Origin of the sequence: Hespellia stercorisuis DSM 15480, assembly GCF_900142165.1 — a bacterium.
In the GTDB taxonomy this organism is placed as follows: Bacteria; Bacillota; Clostridia; order Lachnospirales; family Lachnospiraceae; genus Hespellia; species Hespellia stercorisuis.
Genome location: NZ_FQZY01000014.1, coordinates 43,110 through 61,930, shown reverse-complemented (window position 1 = coordinate 61,930; position 18,821 = coordinate 43,110). Strand labels below are relative to the sequence as shown.

General features: G+C 50.1%; 20 protein-coding genes. All 20 read right to left on the bottom strand.

The window, feature by feature from the left end:
• Positions 1–10: 10 nt before the first annotated feature.
• Positions 11–1,432, bottom strand: coding sequence for a [FeFe] hydrogenase H-cluster radical SAM maturase HydG (hydG, locus tag BUB85_RS05760; RefSeq protein WP_073106740.1), 1,422 nt, complete (start codon positions 1,430–1,432; stop codon positions 11–13).
• A 125-nt stretch (positions 1,433–1,557) separates the two neighbouring features.
• Positions 1,558–2,595, bottom strand: coding sequence for a [FeFe] hydrogenase H-cluster radical SAM maturase HydE (gene hydE / locus BUB85_RS05755; protein WP_073106737.1), 1,038 nt, complete (start codon positions 2,593–2,595; stop codon positions 1,558–1,560).
• A gap of 9 nt (positions 2,596–2,604) precedes the next feature.
• Positions 2,605–2,850 carry a TM1266 family iron-only hydrogenase system putative regulator gene (locus tag BUB85_RS05750; protein ID WP_073106734.1) on the bottom strand — a complete coding sequence of 82 codons (246 nt, stop codon included), beginning with the start codon at positions 2,848–2,850 and terminating at the stop codon, positions 2,605–2,607.
• 482 nt (positions 2,851–3,332) lie between these two features.
• Positions 3,333–3,836 (bottom strand): transcription elongation factor GreA, encoded by a 504-nt coding sequence (gene greA / locus BUB85_RS05745; RefSeq protein WP_073106731.1) that lies wholly within the window; start codon positions 3,834–3,836, stop codon positions 3,333–3,335.
• A gap of 256 nt (positions 3,837–4,092) precedes the next feature.
• On the bottom strand, positions 4,093–5,076 hold the full coding sequence (locus BUB85_RS05740) for a type II CAAX endopeptidase family protein (RefSeq protein ID WP_073106728.1): 984 nt from the start codon (positions 5,074–5,076) through the stop codon (positions 4,093–4,095).
• Between the two features lie 21 nt (positions 5,077–5,097).
• Positions 5,098–5,823 carry an NAD-dependent protein deacylase gene (locus tag BUB85_RS05735; RefSeq protein WP_073106725.1) on the bottom strand — a complete coding sequence of 242 codons (726 nt, stop codon included), beginning with the start codon at positions 5,821–5,823 and terminating at the stop codon, positions 5,098–5,100.
• A 12-nt stretch (positions 5,824–5,835) separates the two neighbouring features.
• Positions 5,836–6,651: a Uma2 family endonuclease gene (locus BUB85_RS05730; RefSeq protein WP_073106720.1), complete on the bottom strand. Its 816-nt coding sequence runs from the start codon at positions 6,649–6,651 to the stop codon at positions 5,836–5,838.
• A 305-nt stretch (positions 6,652–6,956) separates the two neighbouring features.
• Positions 6,957–7,436: a MarR family winged helix-turn-helix transcriptional regulator gene (locus BUB85_RS05725; protein ID WP_408607069.1), complete on the bottom strand. Its 480-nt coding sequence runs from the start codon at positions 7,434–7,436 to the stop codon at positions 6,957–6,959.
• 90 nt (positions 7,437–7,526) lie between these two features.
• The gene (locus BUB85_RS05720) at positions 7,527–8,588 is read right to left on the bottom strand and encodes an NAD(P)H-dependent flavin oxidoreductase (protein WP_073106714.1); all 1,062 of its coding nucleotides are present in this window, start codon (positions 8,586–8,588) and stop codon (positions 7,527–7,529) included.
• A gap of 23 nt (positions 8,589–8,611) precedes the next feature.
• On the bottom strand, positions 8,612–10,480 hold the full coding sequence (locus BUB85_RS20950) for an acetyl-CoA carboxylase carboxyltransferase subunit alpha (RefSeq protein WP_084533927.1): 1,869 nt from the start codon (positions 10,478–10,480) through the stop codon (positions 8,612–8,614).
• A gap of 88 nt (positions 10,481–10,568) precedes the next feature.
• Positions 10,569–11,933, bottom strand: a complete 1,365-nt coding sequence (locus tag BUB85_RS05705; protein WP_073106711.1) for an acetyl-CoA carboxylase biotin carboxylase subunit — start codon at positions 11,931–11,933, stop codon at positions 10,569–10,571.
• Between the two features lie 9 nt (positions 11,934–11,942).
• The gene (gene fabZ, locus BUB85_RS05700) at positions 11,943–12,371 is read right to left on the bottom strand and encodes a 3-hydroxyacyl-ACP dehydratase FabZ (RefSeq protein ID WP_073106708.1); all 429 of its coding nucleotides are present in this window, start codon (positions 12,369–12,371) and stop codon (positions 11,943–11,945) included.
• Positions 12,372–12,406: 35 nt separating this feature from the next.
• Positions 12,407–12,967, bottom strand: a complete 561-nt coding sequence (gene accB, locus BUB85_RS05695) for an acetyl-CoA carboxylase biotin carboxyl carrier protein (protein WP_073106705.1) — start codon at positions 12,965–12,967, stop codon at positions 12,407–12,409.
• Positions 12,968–12,993: 26 nt separating this feature from the next.
• Positions 12,994–14,235, bottom strand: a complete 1,242-nt coding sequence (gene fabF, locus BUB85_RS05690; protein ID WP_073106703.1) for a beta-ketoacyl-ACP synthase II — start codon at positions 14,233–14,235, stop codon at positions 12,994–12,996.
• Positions 14,236–14,246: 11 nt separating this feature from the next.
• Positions 14,247–14,987 (bottom strand): 3-oxoacyl-[acyl-carrier-protein] reductase, encoded by a 741-nt coding sequence (gene fabG / locus BUB85_RS05685; protein ID WP_073106699.1) that lies wholly within the window; start codon positions 14,985–14,987, stop codon positions 14,247–14,249.
• A gap of 143 nt (positions 14,988–15,130) precedes the next feature.
• Entirely contained in the window at positions 15,131–16,048 is a 918-nt protein-coding gene (gene fabD, locus BUB85_RS05680) for an ACP S-malonyltransferase (protein WP_073106696.1), read from the bottom strand.
• Complete coding sequence (fabK, locus tag BUB85_RS05675) at positions 16,041–16,976, bottom strand: enoyl-[acyl-carrier-protein] reductase FabK (protein ID WP_073106693.1); 936 nt, start codon at positions 16,974–16,976, stop codon at positions 16,041–16,043. The genes fabD and fabK overlap by 8 nt, the downstream gene beginning before the upstream one ends.
• Before the next feature lie 282 nt (positions 16,977–17,258).
• On the bottom strand, positions 17,259–17,483 hold the full coding sequence (locus tag BUB85_RS05670) for an acyl carrier protein (protein ID WP_073106689.1): 225 nt from the start codon (positions 17,481–17,483) through the stop codon (positions 17,259–17,261).
• Between the two features lie 12 nt (positions 17,484–17,495).
• On the bottom strand, positions 17,496–17,672 hold the full coding sequence (locus tag BUB85_RS21415) for a hypothetical protein (RefSeq protein WP_159434618.1): 177 nt from the start codon (positions 17,670–17,672) through the stop codon (positions 17,496–17,498).
• Between the two features lie 36 nt (positions 17,673–17,708).
• Positions 17,709–18,701: a beta-ketoacyl-ACP synthase III gene (locus BUB85_RS05665; RefSeq protein ID WP_073106686.1), complete on the bottom strand. Its 993-nt coding sequence runs from the start codon at positions 18,699–18,701 to the stop codon at positions 17,709–17,711.
• Positions 18,702–18,821 lie beyond the last annotated feature (120 nt).

Below are 18,821 nucleotides of genomic sequence, written 5' to 3'. Positions count from 1 at the left end.
CCCTGCTAGGTTAGAACCTAAAGTCTCTTCTGTTGTCTTGCTCGATCAGGCGGAGATTTTCTTTTACCACTGCGCGTGCCTTTTCATTCGGCACATTTTCTGCCTCTTTCTCGATCAATGCATCTCCAATTGCCTTTGTCTCCGGTGAAGCGTAATCCATCAAATATTCTTTCAGTGTCATCAATGCGTTTGGATGGCAGCAGTTCTGGATCTGTCCGCTCTTGCACAGGGACATGAAACGGTCTCCGGTTCTGCCCTCGCGGTAGCACGCGGTACAGAAGCTTGGAATATAGCCTAATTCCATCAGCCATTTCACGACTTCATCCAGTGAACGCTGGTCTGTCACATCAAACTGTGCAGAATTGTCCTCCTCTGGCTCCGGCTCGGCATAACCGCCTACACTGGTCTTAGATCCGCCGCTGACCTGGGAGATTCCAAGGTTCAGCACACGCTCGCGGGACTTCTGGCTCTCTCTTGTGGACACGATCATGCCGGTGTATGGCACCGCGATTCGAATACAAGCGACGATTTTCGCGAAAATGTCATCGTCGATTCCGTTTGTAAATGTATCTTTTTCGATATCATCTGCGTTACATAATCTTGGTACGCTAATGGTGTGCGGACCGACCCCCTGTGCTGCCTCCAGATGCTCTGCGTGCATCAGCAGGCCAGCAAATTCGTAACGGTATTTGTCGAGACCGAACAGTACGCCTAAGCCTACATCGTCAATTCCACCTTCCATGGCACGGTCCATCGCCTCTGTATGGTACGCGTAATCGTGTTTCGGTCCTGTCGGATGAAGCTGTTCATAGCTCTCCTTGTGATAGGTCTCCTGGAACAGGATATACGTTCCGATTCCGGCATCCTTCAGCTTGCGGTAGTTCTCCACTGTGGTGGCCGCGATATTGACATTGACACGACGGATGTCACCGTTTTTGTGATGTACACTGTAAATGGTCTTGATGCATTCCAGAATGTACTCGATCGGGTTGTTGATCGGGTCCTCACCTGACTCGATGGCAAGACGCTTGTGTCCCAGATCCTGCAGTGCGATAACCTCCTGACGCACCTCTTCCTGTGTCAGCTTTTTGCGGGCAATGTGCTTGTTCTTCAGATGATACGGGCAGTAGGTGCATCCGTTGATACAGTAGTTTGACAGATACAATGGTGCAAACATAACAATACGGTTTCCGTAAAAATCTTTCTTGATCTGTTTGGCCAGTGCGAACATTTCTTCGTTCTTCTCCTCAATTGGACAGGCCAGAAGGACGGACGCCTCACGATGGGTCAGACCTTTTCTCAGTCTTGCCTTCTCGAGAATGGAATCAATCAGTTCGATATTCTCTTTGTTGGCCTCTGCGTATGCCAGTGTCTCTAATATTTCGTCATTGTCTATAAATTCTTCTGCTTTTTTTGATTTTGGATCGTACATTTTCTTTTTTCTCCTTTTTCTCTCAATTGACATTTATTGTTTCAGGATACCTGTGTAATTTCTCCAGATTTCAGCGAGGCGCTAGTGTACTGTGTAGTTTAGCTAGATATGAGCGCGACAGTACACTATACCAGGGAATCGCCCCGCGATACCACTACATCGTACCCGATGGATTTCATCCGCCGCTCCATGCACATCCTGCACTCTGCCGCCTCATCTCCGGTACAGATTTTGTTGTCGTAGAGGGCATAATCTTTTCTCACATCGGTCGGTGAAAGGTTCGGCATGACCACATTTGCTCCCGCCAGTATTCCCAGTTCCCGGCCTTTCGGATCGATGGTTCCAAGTGCCGTTGTCGACGGCAGCAAGACTCTTGGCAGCATCAGCCGGATCAGTCCCAGCATGAACAGCGTCAGCTCCAGTGTTCCTGCGTCTCTGTCCGCAAACGGGGTGTCGTGATGGGGGATAAAGGGCCCGATTCCAACCATCTGCGGATTCAGTTTTTTCAAAAACAGCATGTCATCGGCCAGATTCTCCGGTGTCTGGAATGGCGAACCCACCATGAACCCGGTTCCCACCTGGTAGCCGATCTGCTTCAAATCCCACAGGCAGTTCTGCCTGTGCTCCGCTGTCATTCCCGCCGGATGCAGTTTGCCATAATGCTCTGCATCGTAAGTCTCGTGGCGGAGAAGATAACGGTCTGCCCCCGCGTCAAAGAACCGCTGGTAGCTCTCATGCTCTCTCTCGCCCACTGACAAGGTGATGGCACAATCCGGATAGCCGCTTCGGATTGTCCGAATGATTTCTTCCATCCGCTCATCCGTATAATAACCATCCTCGCCCCCCTGCAGCACAAAGGTGCGAAAGCCCAGATCATATCCCGCCCTGCAGCAGTCCTTGATTTCTTCCAGACTGAGACGGTACCGGTTCGCCTTCTCATTGCTCTTTCGAATACCGCAGTACAAGCAGTCATTCTTGCAGTAATTTGTAAATTCTATCAGACCGCGAATGTAAATGTCGTGGCCATAATGTATGTGTCGGACCTCCCTTGCCTGTGCAAACAGATACTCTGCCAGTTTGGGGGTGCGCCCTTCAATCAGTGCTGTCCACTCTTCTCTCGAAAGCTCACCTGTCGCTCTCAGCTTATCAATCCATTGTCTCATAATTACTCCTTATATCTTGGCATAGGTTGTCTTCGTGCTGATTCCCGGAAGCATCCCCAGCTTTCCGGACAATGCACTGATGATGTCATTGGGCGCATCCATGGCAATGCTGATGACATTCACGTTTTTCTCTTTATGCGGGATGCCCATTCTGCCAAATATATATGTTCCGTATTCACTCAGCAGGCGGTTCAGCTGTTCCACAGAATCATTGTTTTCCACAATAATTCCGAGTAATGCAATTCTTGTCTCCATGTACTCTCCTTTCTATGCGCTGCCTCGCATCAGTATCGCGTACATTTTCTATTCTTTCGCACTTTCTTTTTTTATATAATAGCAAATCCAAAGGATTTTCCTATTATATAAAAAAATCTGCACCTTTTGGCGCAGATTTTAAAAAGGGTATAATACCCCTGATTTTACGATAAAGTCTGTGCGCCTTTTCACTCAGGTGTTCCCCTTTGCAATCAGTACGTGTTAGTCTTAAGTATAACATCCCTGTTTTCAAGACGCAAGCATTGTTAATTTCTTCTCGAACTTTCTCGTTTTCAAGCAGATTATTCGTCATAATAACCAACAAAATACGCTGCCCTGAAGAACATCAACAAATCTAAAATTTTGATTTTTCGTAGTCGTAGGGAATACTTTTGCCGACAATGACATCTTCGATTCTATCTATGATCAGCCAATCGTCCATATTTCCCCAATGTTCAAAACTAAGTGGTGTTATTTCCCCACTAAAAACTCCTCAGTTTATCACTTCCATCGTCCACCGTATTCTCAATCTTCTTGATGGTGAGAAAATAACTGTAATCATCACGGACCTTCACCTTCACTTTTTCTCCCACCTTGTGACCGAGGATTGCCTTGCCGATCGGGGATTCAATGCTGATCAGACCGCCCATGGAATTGCCGCGCACGGTCGTGACTAATTTGTAAGTCTCGTCCTCATTGTCTTCCTCGAAATGGACCGTGACCGTATTGTTCAGACCGACCTCATCCTCCCTGGACTCATCATTTACCACAATGGCGGTTTTGAGCATTCTCTCCAGATAACGGATACGGCTCTCGTTCTGGTTCTTATCTTTTTTCGCCGCATGATACTCGAAGTTCTCGCTCAGATCCCCGTGAGCTCTCGCCTCCTTGACCGCCTCGATTGCCTCCTTGCGGACGACTAGCTTGCGGTGCTCGATTTCCGCCTCGATTTTTTCTATATCCTTTTTGGTTAATTTATCATACATCTCTTATCACACATTCCTTATTCGTTTTTATTCTATGGCCCAATCCATATTCGTCCCATCCGCCGGGAACAAAATCCACCTTTCCGATATCTGCCCGGTGGCCTGTTGTACCTTCGTCTATCCAAAAGCACGGAGCCTGCCGTACCTTCGTTTATCGAAAATCACGGAGCCTGCTGCACCTTCGTTTATCCCAAAAAGCACGGAGCCTGCCGTACCCCCGTTTATCCAAAAATCACGGAGCCTGCTGTACCCCCGTTTATCCAAAAATCACGGAGCCTGCTGACCGGGCGATATTGTCCATAGTCTCCTCCAAAATCCCCGGCTGAGAGACCAGCGCTACCACGATCACAATCAGTCCTGCCAGAATGAACGCAGCCGTCAGAAGAATCAGCAGAATGATAATCCACGGTTTCCCGGAAGGAAACAGCTTTTGCCGATATCCCGGCACACCTCTGTGAATCAGATAATTGCCCACATAGATGCTGAAGGGAATCACTGCGCCGTACATCACATAAACCCCCAGTGCAAGAATTGACATGGAGTCCATCTCCGAGGTCATATCTCCCGTGCTCATACCAGCGTAAACTCCCTGCACCGCATACAGCAGGATAATGGGGACAGCATTGTTGATGCAGTGGAACAGTCCGTTGTAGACCATGTTGTCCGTCTCCATCATAAGATAGCCCAGCATCATCCCCAGAAGTGCCGTCGGCACAAAACGCCAGATGCTGCCATGAAATGCACCAAATATAATTCCGGTCAGAACAATGATCAGCCACTTGCTGCGAAGTGGTTTGAAGCTGTGAAGAACCACGCCCCGGAACACAGCCTCCTCACAGATAGCCGGAGTGATGGCCACGATGAACATGGACAGCAGAAATGGAACACTGGTAAATGCCTCCCCAAGCGCGGAACTGGTTCCCATCATCTCCTGCGGAAATGCAGCCGTGATCGCCAACGTAAGGATCATTACGCCCATAAAGGTTCCAAGCCAGAGAAGAATCGTGCCAAATACTCCCGCAGCTGTCGGCTTGCGAATTGGAAGATTCGCCCGCAGACTTCCACCGAACGCCACGACCACCAGCACGGAAAGTCCGAGCAGCAGCAGTTCCCCTAAAAATGTTCCATACAATCCGAGCCGTATACTCAGAAGCGGGCTGATCCAAAAGATTACAACAAGACTAAGCAGGAGCAGAATCACTCCCTGATAAGGCCTTAGCTGCCTGTATTGTTTTTCCATATTTTTTCCCTTTTCTTTCTATTAAACCGTAATCCGCCCCATGATTTCTCCGATCGGTGCTGAGATACTGAGTTCCGCACGCACTGCCTTCGCGGTGTCCGATTTGTTGATCACCACCAGATGTCTGCCGTTAAAATAATCGATAAAGCTGGCCGCCGGATAGACCACCAGTGACGTCCCTCCGATAATCAGAGTGTCCGCCTCACTGATTGCATGGACTGCGCCCTGAATCACGCCCGAGTCCAGCCCCTCCTCATAGAGCACTACGTCCGGCTTGATGACACCCCCGCACGCACAGCGGGGAATCCCCTCAGACTGCTTCACATACTCCGCGTCATAAGACTTCCCGCACTTCTGACAGTAGTTTCTCATGATGCTGCCGTGCAGTTCATAGACGCACCGGCTTCCCGCCGCCTGATGAAGCCCGTCGATGTTCTGCGTGACAACCGCCCGCAGCTTTCCGGCCCGCTCCAGCTCTGCCAGCTTCAGATGCGCCTTGTTCGGTCTGGCATCCAGAATCATCATCTTCTCCTTATAGAACTCATAGAACGCTTCTGTATGCTGCATAAAAAAGCTGTGGCTGACCACCTGCTCCGGAGAGTATTTATACTTTTGGTGATAGATACCGTCCGCACTTCTGAAATCCGGAATGTTGCTCTCGGTGGACACTCCCGCGCCCCCGAAAAAGACGATATTGTCACTGTCATCGATAATCTGCTGTAATTTTGCTGCTTCCTGCTCATACATACTGCTACCTCCTTATTCTGATTCATAGCGTGCATTATATTCCTGCAATAACCTGCCTATGTTTATTGTAAACCCTTTTAGGGCAACCGAGGAAACTTTTTGTGAAAATGTCTTCGTAACCGGTGCCAATGCTCCCTCCTGCATGTTATATATCGTAATCTGCTGCGTCTCCGGATTCACGATCCAGTATTCTTTCACACCGTACTTATGATATAATCTTGTTTTTTCAAAATAATCATAGGACGCATTCCCGGGTGAGACAATCTCCATGATCAGATCCGGTGCGCCATAGCACATCCCGCCCCGAAGAAGATTCAGGTCACAGATCACCGAAATGTCCGGCTGGAGCACGATGCCATCTGCCTCACTGGGAACCACACAGAAGGGGGCCGGTATGACCTTGCACTTTCCCTTCTTCTTTTTAATGAACGCAAAAAGCTCCATGCTGAGCTGAAGGCTCAGTTCCTGGTGTGTGTCCGAGGCGGCATTCCTCCTCACCAGCTTTCCCTCCACCAGCTCGTAATCTCCAAAATCCGGGAGCTGCAGGTACTCTTCCAGCGAAAACTCCATAGGCTGTGCCTTATAAACTGCCCGCGCCTCCCGGATGACACTGGGCATCTCGAGATCCTCCTGCCCCATCAGTTCATTCAATGACACATGCAGAACAATGGATATCTTATACAGCATATCCAGATCCGGTGATCTCTTTCCAATCTCATAACAGGCATAAGCTGATCTGGATATACCAAGCTTTTCACTCATCTCGCTCTGTGTAAACCCCCAGGCTCTTCTGATTGCCGAAAGATTCTCCGCAAATCTGCTTTTCATGATATCCCCTCCTTTGAACAACGGTCTCTTTTAAATCTTTTCTTATGTAGAAAGCATATCATCTTTTGTTGCAATATGCAACACTAAAGTTACAAAATCAGGGCTGCTGCACTCAGTATATCTCATACGTGGTACAGACGCTTCCGGTATCATATGATACAATGTCTTATATGATTTATTCTCAGTGCAGCAGCCCCGTTGAACTCATGTCGTGATCTGCTGTCTTCATTTATTATTTTAACCTTATCAGACATACCGCAAAGCTGACTGCGGCCCTCCGCTTTGACTCTGTCGTTCTGATTTTATCATTCGGATCTGCTGTCGCCAATTGCTGCCCGGGTCTTCGGATTTTGCTCTGCTGGATTCTGATACTGTCGGAAGAACGTGCGCAGACTGTCCAGTGTCTTTATCAGCACATCAATCTCCTCTGTTTTTAAGCTCTGGATCACAGCGTCCGTCATCTGCTCGTGAAACTCTTTGTGGTGATTGTATGCCCTGATTCCTTTCGGTGTCAGACGGATGAACACGACCCGTCTGTCCTTGTCGCTTCTCTCCCTCATGGCATACTGCTTGTTGACAAGACTGTTCATTGAAGTGGTCAGCGATCCCGCCGTAATGTTCAGAAGCTTTGCCACCTGGGACATGGTGCGGTCACCTGTGAGCCCGATTGCTTCAATGATATGCATATCGTTGTTGCTGATATCCTTAAATTCTTCTGTTATGATGGCATCTGCTTCCAGCTCCCATATTTCATTAAATAAATGAACCAGTACATCATTGATCATGTCATGTGCATTCACGTTTTCTTATTCTCCTCATCTGCGAGCCGCTCCACCGGAGGTTCATAAAAATCCGCTTTGCCGCTTTCTTCCTGTTTATCTTCCTGTCAGCGAATCCATCACCTCGCGCACCGTCTCGATTCTTGTCGCTCTGTATGCATAGGCTCCGCAGAACAGCAGTGCCTGATCCACATTTCCCTCCGCGGCATTGACCAGCCCGTCGGTAATGCAGTACGGGATCTCCGCCGGCTTGCATCTGGCGAGACATCCATGGCATGGGGAATGGGATACTTTCCCCTCTACTTTAACACGTTTCATAAAAGGATTCAAGATGGCGCGTCCCGGCATTCCCACCGGACTTTTCACAATCACGATATCCTCCTCCTTTGCCTGGATATAGGACTCTTTGTAGTTTTCATCCGCATCGCACTCTGTGGTAGTCACAAAACGGGTCGCGACCTGCACACCGTCTGCCCCAAGTTCCAGCGCATGCTGTACGTCGTCTGCGTCATAGATCCCCCCGGCGATGACCACCGGAACGTGACACTGGTACTTCTCTCCGTAGGCTGCCACGGTCTCCAGAATCTTGTGAATCTCCGCCTCGTACGCCGGCACATCATACTCCTCAAGCTGTTCCATGCTAAAACCCAGATGACCGCCTGCCTTTGGTCCCTCGATGACGACCAGATCTGCAGTTCTCTGAAACTTTCTGTCCCAATATTTCAAGATGACTTTTGCCGATTTATCCGTGGATACAATGGGAGCAATCTTCGTCTGTGATCCCGCCACAAGCCCCGGAAGTTCCGTCGGAAGTCCGGCTCCCGAGATGATCAGGTCTGCACCGGCATCTACCGCCGCCTTCACATGGCTCTTATAATCCTTCAGCGCCACCATAATGTTAAATCCGACGATGCCCTCCGGCGCGATCTCCCGCGCTTTTCGAAATTCTGCCGCAATGGCACGCTCATTTGCGAGAACCCGGTTCGTCTCAAAATCTGGTTCCCGGAATCCGATCTGCGCAGTGGAAATGATTCCCACTCCGCCTTCTGCTGCCACAGCGCCGGCCAGCCCCCCAAGGCTGATTCCGACTCCCATTCCGCCCTGAATCACAGGAACCGCAGCTGACTTGTCTCCAATCATTAATGGGGATAATTTCATAATATACTCTCTTTCTCCATGAATTACATAGCACGGAATCTCTTGTAACGATGTTCTGTCAGTTGTTCTTTTGTCATACCTGTGTAGTCATCCAGAAAACGTGTGATCTCTGTCTCCATCACCTTGCGCACCTGATACAGGGTATGCTTTGTCAGAATCTCCGGTTCCGGAATCACTTTTTCAATGATTCCCATCTCCTTCAGATCCACAGCCGTCAGTTTCATGACCTCAGCTGCCTGGTTCGCCAGCTTGCTGTCCTTCCAGAGAATAGACGCAAAGCCTTCCGGTGACAGGATGGAATAAACAGAGTTTTCCAGCATCCATACCTCGTCCGCCACTGCCATGGCAAGCGCGCCGCCACTTCCGCCCTCGCCGATTACGATGGAGAGCACCGGGACGGTAAGCCCTGACATCTCATACAGATTTCTCGCGATGGCCTCACCCTGGCCACGCTCCTCTGCCTCCAGTCCGCAGAAGGCTCCAGGTGTGTCTACAAAACAGATGACCGGACGGTTGAACTTCTCCGCCTGCTTCATCAGACGAAGCGCCTTGCGGTAGCCTTCCGGTGACGGCATACCAAAGTTGTGCTCTATGTTTTCTTTTGTGGTTCTTCCCTTCGCCTGGGCAATTACCGTTACCGGCATGCCGCCGAATCTGGCTGCACCGCCGATGATTGCCTCATCATCCCCGTAAAGGCGGTCTCCGTGAAATTCCACAAAGTCAGTGAACATGGTCTCGATGTATTCCTCTCCCACCGGACGGTCCTTCTGGCGGGAAAGCTGTACACGCTCCCAGGCATTTGCAGCTTTTCTCGTAATGTCCATGGTCTGCACGGTCTCCTCTGCATTTCTCGCAAATCCAGCGGACATTTCCGACGCCTTTTCCGATCCGGCAGACATTTCTGCGCCTTTTCCGGATTCTGCAGACGCTTCTGCATTTTTATCGGATTCAGCCGCTTCAGACGTTTCCACATCATACTCCGACATGATCTTCTCCGCGGCATCTATTGTCCCCGCATTCATACGATCCAGTTCGTGCTGCTCCGGTTTCCTGTGCAGTTTCAGAATCCGGGCAAGTTCTTCCTTCATTTCTTCGCGCTTCACGATCCGGTCCACAAAACCGTGCTCCAGAAGAAATTCAGAACGCTGAAATCCCTTTGGCAGCTTCTGTCCGATGGTCTGCTCGATCACACGCGGACCGGCAAACCCGATCAAAGCCTTTGGCTCTGCAAGGATAATGTCTCCCAGCATGGCGAAGCTTGCGGTCACGCCGCCGGTGGTCGGATCGGTCAGCACCGAAATAAACAACTGCCCCGCATCACTGTGACGTTTCAGCGCAGCCGACGTCTTGGCCATCTGCATCAGGGACACGATGCCCTCCTGCATTCTTGCCCCACCAGAGCATGCGAATATAATGACCGGCATCCGCTCTTTTGTAGCACGTTCTACCATACGGGCAATCTTCTCACCCACGACCTCACCCATGCTCGCCATCAGAAAACGGCCGTCACACACACCAATTGCGGTCTTTTCCCCGTCAATACATCCGGCCCCGGTGACAATGGCCTCCTGAAGTCTGGTCTTCTCCTGAAGGGCCTCCATTTTCTCCTGATACCCCGGGAACTCCAGCGGATTCGTGGTAACAAGATCATGATTCCACTCCTCGAAGGTTCCTTCGTCTACGATCTGCTCGATTCTGCGATAGGCATGTACGCGGAAATATCCCCCACATTTTGGACAAATGTAGAATCCTTTTTTTACATCGTCTGCCATGATTGCAGCCCCGCATTTATTACATTTGCGAAGCAGACCTTCCGGCACTTCCGGCTTTGTGTTCCGGATCGAAATGTATCCACTTTTATTTGTCTTTTTAAACATGTTATGCAATTTCATGTGTGTCTCCTTACCTGTTTCCGATCATTTTTCTTTGATCTCTCGACTATATCCTAATATCCCCTGTTGAATCCAGGGGATATTTTCATTATTCATGATTCGTTTCCGCAGCCGAGGCATTCAGCTGGTTAATAAATTCAATGTTGATATCTCCACTGATAAACTGCGGATTATTGAAGATTTCGTACTGGTAATCCACATTGGTGTCAATTCCCTCGATGATGATCTCTCCCAGAGCGCTCCGCATCTTCTTGATCGCCTCGTCACGGTTCTTCGCGTGAACGATGAGCTTAGCCAGCATGGAATCGTAGTACGGCGAAACCGTGTATCCGCTGTAGATCGCGGAGTCGATTCTCACGCCCTTCCCGCCCGGAAGATACATGTCCCGGATGGTTCCAGGGCTCGGCCGGAAGTTCTTCGCCGGGTTCTCCGCATTGATTCTGCACTCGATGGCATGACCTGTGATCTTCACGTCATCCTGTGTCAGTGAAAGATGTGCGCCCGCCGCGATTCGAATTTGTTCTTTAATCAGATCCACGCCCGTCACCCACTCGGTCACCGGATGCTCCACCTGGATTCGGGTGTTCATCTCCATAAAGTAAAAGTTGTTACTTTTTTCCAGAAGAAACTCGATGGTTCCGGCATTGGTGTATTCCGCCGCTTTCGCCGCCTTTACAGCCGCCTCGCCCATCCGCTCTCTCAACTCCTGCGAGATTGCCACAGAAGGAGATTCTTCGATCATCTTCTGGTGATTTCTCTGTACGGAACAGTCACGCTCTCCCAGATGGATCACATTGCCATAATTGTCCGCCAGGATCTGGAACTCGATATGTCTTGGATTCTGCACGAAATGTTCAATATACATGGTGTCGTCACCGAAGGCTGCCTTCGTCTCTGTCTGCGCAGTGTTGAACGCATTTTCAAACTCTTCCGGCGTCTCTGCCACACGCATGCCTTTTCCACCGCCGCCGAGCGCTGCCTTGACGATGACCGGATAACCGATTCCCGCTGCGATCTGTGCACCGGTCTTTGCATCGTAAATGGCCTCCGTACTTCCCGGAATCACCGGAACCCCTGCCTCGATCATGGTGTTTCTGGCCTGAGATTTGTGTCCCATTCTGCGCATCACTTCCGCGCTTGGCCCGATAAATGTGATGTTACACTGTGCACACAGCTCCGCGAACTTGCTGTTCTCCGACAGGAAACCGAACCCCGGATGTATGGCATCTGCCCCTGAAATAATGGTCGCACTGATGATCCGCTCCATGCTCAGATAACTCTCGGTCGATGGCGCAGGTCCGATACAGACCGCCTCATCTGCGAGCTGGGTATGGAGTGCTTCTCTATCTGCCTCCGAATACACCGCCACGGTCTCGATTCCCATCTCACGACAGGCGCGGATGATACGAACCGCAATCTCGCCGCGGTTTGCAATTAACACTTTTTCAAACATGCCCTACTCCTATCCGATCATAAATGTAAGCTCTGCGCTCACAACAACTTTTCCATCCACACTGGCCACTGCCTCGCCGACACCGACCGGTCCTTTTTGTTTGATGATCTTCGTCTCAAGTCTCACTTTATCTCCCGGAATAATCTTGCCTTTGAACTTGCACTTGTTAATTCCGCCGAAATATGCGATTTTTCCTTTGTTCTCTTCTTTTCCAAGAATCGCGACCGCGCCTACCTGCGCCAGTGCCTCCACCGTAAGTACTCCCGGCATCACCGGCTCCTGTGGGAAATGTCCCGCAAAAAAGTCCTCTCTGTAGGTCACACATTTGTAGCCGATGGCATACTCGCCCGCCACATAATCTTCAATATAATCCACCAGTAAAAACGGATGTCTGTGAGGAATGATTTCTTTAATCTGGTTAATATCTAAACTGTTCATCTTATTTTCTCCTAATTCTGGGAACATCATGTTTTCTATACAATGCGGAACAACGGCTGTCCGTACTCGACGCCCGATGCATTGTCCACGAGGACTTCCGCCACGGTTCCGTCAAACTCGCTCTCGATCTCGTTCATAAGCTTCATGGCTTCTACGATTGCGAGGACCTGCCCCTTTTTCACCACATCGCCAACCTTCACAAACGCATCCGCATCTGTGGAGGATGCCGTGTAAAATGTTCCCACCAGCGGTGAGGTTACGATCTGCCCCTCCGGCTCTGCCGTGGTTTTCACTTCCTGCCCTGACATCTGTGCCGCCTGCTGTGCATTCCCGGCTGCTGTCATTTCAGCACCTGCCGCTGCTCCATTCGCCATCTGCATCCCTGCCATCGTTCCGTTCACCATGGGCATACCCGTCATAATTCCCTGTGCCGCCGGCATCATATTTCCAGCCATCACAGTTCCCGTCATGGGCACAGCCACCTGCTCTTTTTCACGTTTCAGAGAGATTTTTACGCCATCTTCCTCGTATTTAAATTCTGTAAGGGAAGAGTCTGAGACTGCCTCCACTAATTGTAAAACCTGTTCAAATTTCACGGTTAAGACCTCCTATATCCGTCTGATTAATCCACGTATTTTTTCGCCAGCAAAGTTGCATTGTGTCCGCCAAAGCCGAGAGAGTTGCTCATTGCATACTGCACATCCATCTCCACCGGAGCGCCGATACAGTAGTTCAGATCACATTCTTCCTCCGTCGTGGTAGTTCCCACTGTCTGGTGTACAAAACCGTCCATGATAGACTTCACAACCGCCACAAATTCCACGCCGCCTGCCGCTCCCAGCAGATGCCCGATCATGGATTTTGTAGAGTTGATGACAAGACCTTTCGCGTCTTCGCCGAACGCATACTTGATTGCTCTGGTCTCGAACAGATCATTGTGGTGTGTGCTGGTTCCATGGGCATTGATATAATCCACGTCCTTCGGCTCCACGCCCGCTTCTTTCATCGCCAGCTTCATCGCCATTCCTGCACCGCTTCCGTCCTCTGCCGGGGAAGTAATGTGGTAAGCGTCTCCGGTTGCGCCGTAGCCCACCAGCTCTGCATAGATGGTCGCTCCACGTTTTTTCGCGTGCTCTAACTCTTCCAGTACAACGATACCCGCCCCTTCGCCGAGAACAAATCCGTTTCTGTCCTTGTCAAATGGAATAGAGGCTCTCATTGGATTATCGTTTGTGGTAGAAAGCGCGGTAAGTCCTGCAAATCCGGCCACTCCGGTCGGACAGATGCAGCTCTCGGTTCCGCCAGCCACCATGATATCCGCATCATCGTACTGGATGGCACGGAGCGCATCCCCGATACAGTTTGTTCCGGATGCACATGCGGTCACCACGTTGGTGCATTTTCCCTTCAGGCCAAGCTGAATGGAGACGTTGCCCGCTGCCATGTTGGAGATCATCAGAGGTACCATCAGCGGATTCACACGGCTCGGTCCCTTTTCCACGATCTTAGTGTAGTTCTGCTCAATGGTCTGAAGACTTCCGATTCCAGATCCTACGATCACACCTGCGCGAAACGCATCTTCCTGCGCCATGTCGATTCCAGAATCCTCAAATGCTTCTTTTGCCGCCGCTACTGCATACTGTGAGAACAGCTCCATTCTCTTCGCAGCCTTGAAATCCATCCGTTCTTTTCCAACAAAGTCTTTGACTTCCGCCGCGATCCGCACTTTGTATTCTGACGCATCAAATTTGGTGATCGGTCCGATACCGACCTTGCCTTCTTTGATTCCTGCCCAAAATTCTTCTACTGTATTTCCAATTGGTGTCACCGCACCAAGTCCTGTTACTACCACTCTTCTCTTCATAATCCACTCCTTTACATTGCCATGCCGCCGTCAACGTGAAGCACCTGACCGGTGATGTACTTTGCATCCTCCGAAGCCAAAAATGCTGCCGCTGCCGCAATATCTTCCGTCTGTCCAAACTTTCCGAGAGGAATCTGTGCCACAGATGCCTCTTTTACCGTATCTGACAGAACCTCTGTCATCTCTGTGTCGATAAATCCAGGCGCGATCGCATTGACTGTGATGCCTCTGGATGCCAGTTCCCTGGCCGCCGCCTTGGTCAGCCCGATCACGCCAGCCTTTGACGCCGCGTAATTTGCCTGCCCTGCATTGCCCAGCACACCGGATACAGAAGACATGTTGATGATTCGTCCGCTGCGCTGCTTCAGCATCTGTCTTGATACCTGACGGATGCAGTTGAAAGTTCCCTTCAGGTTGGTGTTCAGCACTGCATCATAATCTGCCTCAGACATCTTCATCATCAGTCCGTCCTTCGTGATTCCCGCATTATTGACCAGAATATCCACCCGGCCGAACTTCGCGGTCACTTCCTTAAAAAATGCTTCACATGCTCCAAAATCTGATACATCACACTGCATGACTTCTGCATTTCCACCGTTTTCTTCGATCTCTTTTTTCACTTCGTCAGCACGCTCTTTTGAGCCATTGTAGTTAATGACTACTGCCGCGCCCTCTTTCGCCAGCTTCAGAGCGATGGCTTTCCCGATTCCACGGGATGCGCCGGTAACAACCGCTATCTTTCCTTCAAACATGTTCCACCTCTTTTTAACTTTCCTGAATGGTTTCTTATTACTCTTGATTTTTTCAATTATGCTCCAGCATAATTGCTGCGAGCGGCTGTCAGCTCTGCAATCCGCCGGAGGCTATATCTCAGTTAAATGTAATGAAAGTTTTCTTATATTAAGTCCGCAATCTTGCCCAGATCTTCCACGCTCTGAATGTTCACCATTTTCACGTCCCGACTGATCTTCTTCATGAATCCTGCCAGCGTTCTTCCCGGACCGATCTCCACGAAGGTGTCGACTCCGTCTGCAAGCATGGCGCGAACGCTCTGCTCCCAGCGCACCGAAGACGCCACCTGCTCTGCAAGCAGCTCTTTTGTCGCGCTGATATCCTTGACATATTCCGCTGTGACGTTGGTCACATAAGGAATCTTCAGCGGACTCAGTTCGACATCTGCGAGGACCTCTCCCAGCTTCACCCCTGCTTCTTTCAGAAGCGGTGAGTGGAACGGTCCGCTGACCTTCAGCATCACCGCACGTTTTGCTCCTGCTGCCAGAAGTGCCTCGTTTGCCTTCTCCACTGCCTCGGTATATCCGGTGATTACAGTCTGTCCCGGGCAGTTGTAATTTGCAACAGTCACACCCTCCAGATCAGCGATCACGCCCTCGATCGCCTCACTGTCCATTCCGAGGATTGCTGCCATGGCGCCCACACCTGCCGGCACCGTGTTCTGCATCAGGATTCCGCGGGTTCTGACGGTGGTGATGGCATCTTCCACGCTCATTCCACCTGCCATCTGAATGGCACAGTATTCGCCAAGACTCAGGCCTGCCGTCACATCCGGTGTAAGCCCCTGCTCCTCCACAACCTTTGCCATCGCCAGACATGTCGTCACAAGCGCCGCCTGTGTGTACTCCGTCTGATCGAGACGATCATTCTCCTCAAAGCATAATTCCTTCATATCAAATCCAAGCAGCTCTGACGCCTTGTCAAAAATCCGGCGTGCTATCTCACTTGTCTCATAAAAATCCCTTCCCATTCCGGCACTCTGCGCGCCCTGTCCCGGGAATAAAAATGCAATCTTACTCAAATCTTTTTCCTCCAAGCAGCTCTGACGCCTCACGCATCAGCTTCTGAATCAATTCCTGGCAGCTCATCTCTTCCTTTACCATACCTGCGATCTGTCCTGCCATAACACTCCCAGTCGTCACATCTCCCTCAACCACTGCCTTACGGAGTCCGCCCAGTGTCAGCAGTTCCAGTTCTTCCACGGTAGCACCTGCATTCTCCTGCTTAATGTACTCGTTTGTCATCTGGTTTCTGAGAGCACGTACCGGGTGTCCGATTGTTCTTCCCGTGACTCTGGAATCAATATCTCTTGCCTTGATGATCGCTTTTTTGTAATTGTCGTGTACCACACACTCATTGGACACCACAAAATGCGTTCCCAGCTGTACTGCCTGGGCGCCCAGCATAAATGCCGCTGCAACACCTCTGCCATCTGCGATTCCTCCGGCCGCGATCACCGGGATGTTCACTGCATCCACGATCTGTGGAACCAGTACCATTGTTGTATTTTCACCGATGTGTCCGCCTGCCTCACATCCCTCTGCCACGACCGCATCCGCGCCGCAGCGCTCCATGCGTTTTGCGAGAGCCACACTTGCGACTACCGGAATGACTTTCATGCCAGCGTCCTTCCACATCTTTATATATTTCTCAGGAGAACCAGCTCCTGTTGTAACCACTTTTACGCCTTCTTCTGCCAATACCTGCGCGATCTTGTCCGATTCCGGATTCATCAGCATGACATTGACACCGAAGGGCTTGTCTGTCAGTTTCTTCGCTTCTCTTACCTGCTCACGCACCCACTCTGCCGGTGCACCGCCCGATCCGATCAATCCCAGACCGCCGGCTTCTGATACGGCTGCTGCCAGATGATATTCAGCGACCCAGGCCATACCGCCCTGTACAATTGGATATTCGATTCCTAGTAATTTTGTAATTTCTGTCTGCATATGACAGCCTCCCTGTTGTTTTGTAATTATTCAGGACTGCATAAGATTCATAATAAAACTCGTGTGAGTTTACTCGCTAAGGGATTTATTATGAATCTTATATAGGCCGGAACGGCCGTAAACCTCAGACAGAAGCTGCTTGCAGCGAATAGTTCGCAAAGCAAACGGGTCTATGGTCTGCTGTCCTGAATAGTTGTGTTTTGATTTCTATGTTTTAATTTCCAAAACAGCAGATCGATGTCTGCTGTTTGGAATGCGTTATATGAATGAATCTGATAATTCTTATTTGTGTGCTTCGATGTATTTGATTACATCGCCTACTGTTGCGATGTTCTCTAAGTCCTCTGTAGGGATCTCAACGCCAAATTCTTCTTCCAGTGACATTACTAATTCGAATAAATCTAAAGAGTCTGCTCCGAGATCTTCTTTAAAGTTTGCTGTCTCTACTACCTCTGATGCATTTACGCCTAATCCCTCTGCTACTAATTCCTGAATTTTTTCTAACATGTCTTTTCTCCTTTAATATGGGTTTATTTTCTTCTTATTGAGCAGTGTCATTTCGAATCCGGACTCTGTCCGAATGGACACTGCGTAGGTACCAAGGTTCTTTCCACCTGCGGCGGATCTCACCTTCGTACATGTTATGTAATCCGGCGAACCGGTCATTACCACTGTCTCTGCTGAGCTTTTACCCATCGGGGTCATGCTCCCGCATCTACTTTTGATCGTTTCCTACCACACCAGCAGGCTTGCCCCCCAGGACAGCCCTGCACCGAAGCCTGTCATCACAAGCTTCTGACCGGCGATCAATTTCCCGGACCGGTTCATCTCATCCAGCAGAATCGCGATGCTTGCGGACGATGTGTTTCCATACTCATCCAGATTCATCGGGAATTTTTCAATTCCTGTGTGGAGTCGTTTTGCAACAGCCTCCACAATTCTTTTGTTGGCCTGATGGAGAAGGAAATAATCGATATCCTCCGTCTCGAGCTGCGCCGCCGCGAGCAGTTCATTTACCGCCTCCGGCACCTTGCGCACTGCAAATTTAAAAACCGCCTGCCCGTCCATGTGCATGTATGTCGGATCCCCCGAAGCGAAGGTGATGTCTTTCTTTTCTATTCCGGACAGGTTCGCATATACTTTCGTATGTCTGCTTTCGCAGGTAAGCGCCCCGCCTTTTGTGCCGTCGGAATGTGAAATCACCGGGAAGGACTCTCCCTCTTCCGTCTGAAGTATGGCCGCTCCTGCGCCATCTCCGAACAAGATGCAGGTTCCTCTGTCGCGCCAGTCCACCAGATTGGAGAGGCTCTCCGCTCCGATGATCAGCACCGTTTTGTAGATTCCGCCTGCAATGTATGCCTGCGCCGTGTTATATGCGAAAACGAAACCTGTGCATGCCGCATTCAGATCGAAGCACGTCGCGTTCACCGCGCCGATTTCTTTCTGTACCTCACAGGCCGCACAGGGGAGAACTACATTGGAAGAAATGGTCGATACTATGATCAAGTCAATCTCTTCCGGAGCAATCCGGCTGTTCTCCAAAGCATTTCTGGCAGCCTTCACCGCCATGCTGACCGTATTGTCCTCTTCTATTATATGCCGTCGAACCACACCGGTTCTCTCTCGTATCCACGCATCGTTTGTTTCGACCATCCCGGATAAATCGTTGTTATCCAGAGTCCTCGGCGGGACGAAAGATCCGGTTCCTCGTATCTTTCCTATCATTTGAAATCTCCATCTTTTAATTTGACTTTAAAATACTTTGGCTCTCAAAGTATTTGATTTTCAAATCTTATCATAAGATTTTGAATTGGTCAACATATTTTCTGTGTTTTTTGTTTTCCT

What these genes read in the sequence shown, in the direction of transcription:
- hydG (WP_073106740.1), bottom strand. Translation starts at nt 1,432, where the DNA reads ATGTACGATCCAAAATCAAAAAAAGCAGAAGAATTTATAGACAATGAC.
- hydE (WP_073106737.1), bottom strand. Translation starts at nt 2,595, where the DNA reads ATGAGACAATGGATTGATAAGCTGAGAGCGACAGGTGAGCTTTCGAGA.
- BUB85_RS05750 (WP_073106734.1), bottom strand. Translation starts at nt 2,850, where the DNA reads ATGGAGACAAGAATTGCATTACTCGGAATTATTGTGGAAAACAATGAT.
- greA (WP_073106731.1), bottom strand. Translation starts at nt 3,836, where the DNA reads ATGTATGATAAATTAACCAAAAAGGATATAGAAAAAATCGAGGCGGAA.
- BUB85_RS05740 (WP_073106728.1), bottom strand. Translation starts at nt 5,076, where the DNA reads ATGGAAAAACAATACAGGCAGCTAAGGCCTTATCAGGGAGTGATTCTG.
- BUB85_RS05735 (WP_073106725.1), bottom strand. Translation starts at nt 5,823, where the DNA reads ATGTATGAGCAGGAAGCAGCAAAATTACAGCAGATTATCGATGACAGT.
- BUB85_RS05730 (WP_073106720.1), bottom strand. Translation starts at nt 6,651, where the DNA reads ATGAAAAGCAGATTTGCGGAGAATCTTTCGGCAATCAGAAGAGCCTGG.
- BUB85_RS05725 (WP_408607069.1), bottom strand. Translation starts at nt 7,436, where the DNA reads ATGATCAATGATGTACTGGTTCATTTATTTAATGAAATATGGGAGCTG.
- BUB85_RS05720 (WP_073106714.1), bottom strand. Translation starts at nt 8,588, where the DNA reads ATGAAATTATCCCCATTAATGATTGGAGACAAGTCAGCTGCGGTTCCT.
- BUB85_RS20950 (WP_084533927.1), bottom strand. Translation starts at nt 10,480, where the DNA reads ATGAAATTGCATAACATGTTTAAAAAGACAAATAAAAGTGGATACATT.
- BUB85_RS05705 (WP_073106711.1), bottom strand. Translation starts at nt 11,933, where the DNA reads ATGTTTGAAAAAGTGTTAATTGCAAACCGCGGCGAGATTGCGGTTCGT.
- fabZ (WP_073106708.1), bottom strand. Translation starts at nt 12,371, where the DNA reads ATGAACAGTTTAGATATTAACCAGATTAAAGAAATCATTCCTCACAGA.
- fabF (WP_073106703.1), bottom strand. Translation starts at nt 14,235, where the DNA reads ATGAAGAGAAGAGTGGTAGTAACAGGACTTGGTGCGGTGACACCAATT.
- fabG (WP_073106699.1), bottom strand. Translation starts at nt 14,987, where the DNA reads ATGTTTGAAGGAAAGATAGCGGTTGTTACCGGCGCATCCCGTGGAATC.
- fabK (WP_073106693.1), bottom strand. Translation starts at nt 16,976, where the DNA reads ATGCAGACAGAAATTACAAAATTACTAGGAATCGAATATCCAATTGTA.
- BUB85_RS05670 (WP_073106689.1), bottom strand. Translation starts at nt 17,483, where the DNA reads ATGTTAGAAAAAATTCAGGAATTAGTAGCAGAGGGATTAGGCGTAAAT.
- BUB85_RS21415 (WP_159434618.1), bottom strand. Translation starts at nt 17,672, where the DNA reads ATGGGTAAAAGCTCAGCAGAGACAGTGGTAATGACCGGTTCGCCGGAT.
- BUB85_RS05665 (WP_073106686.1), bottom strand. Translation starts at nt 18,701, where the DNA reads ATGATAGGAAAGATACGAGGAACCGGATCTTTCGTCCCGCCGAGGACT.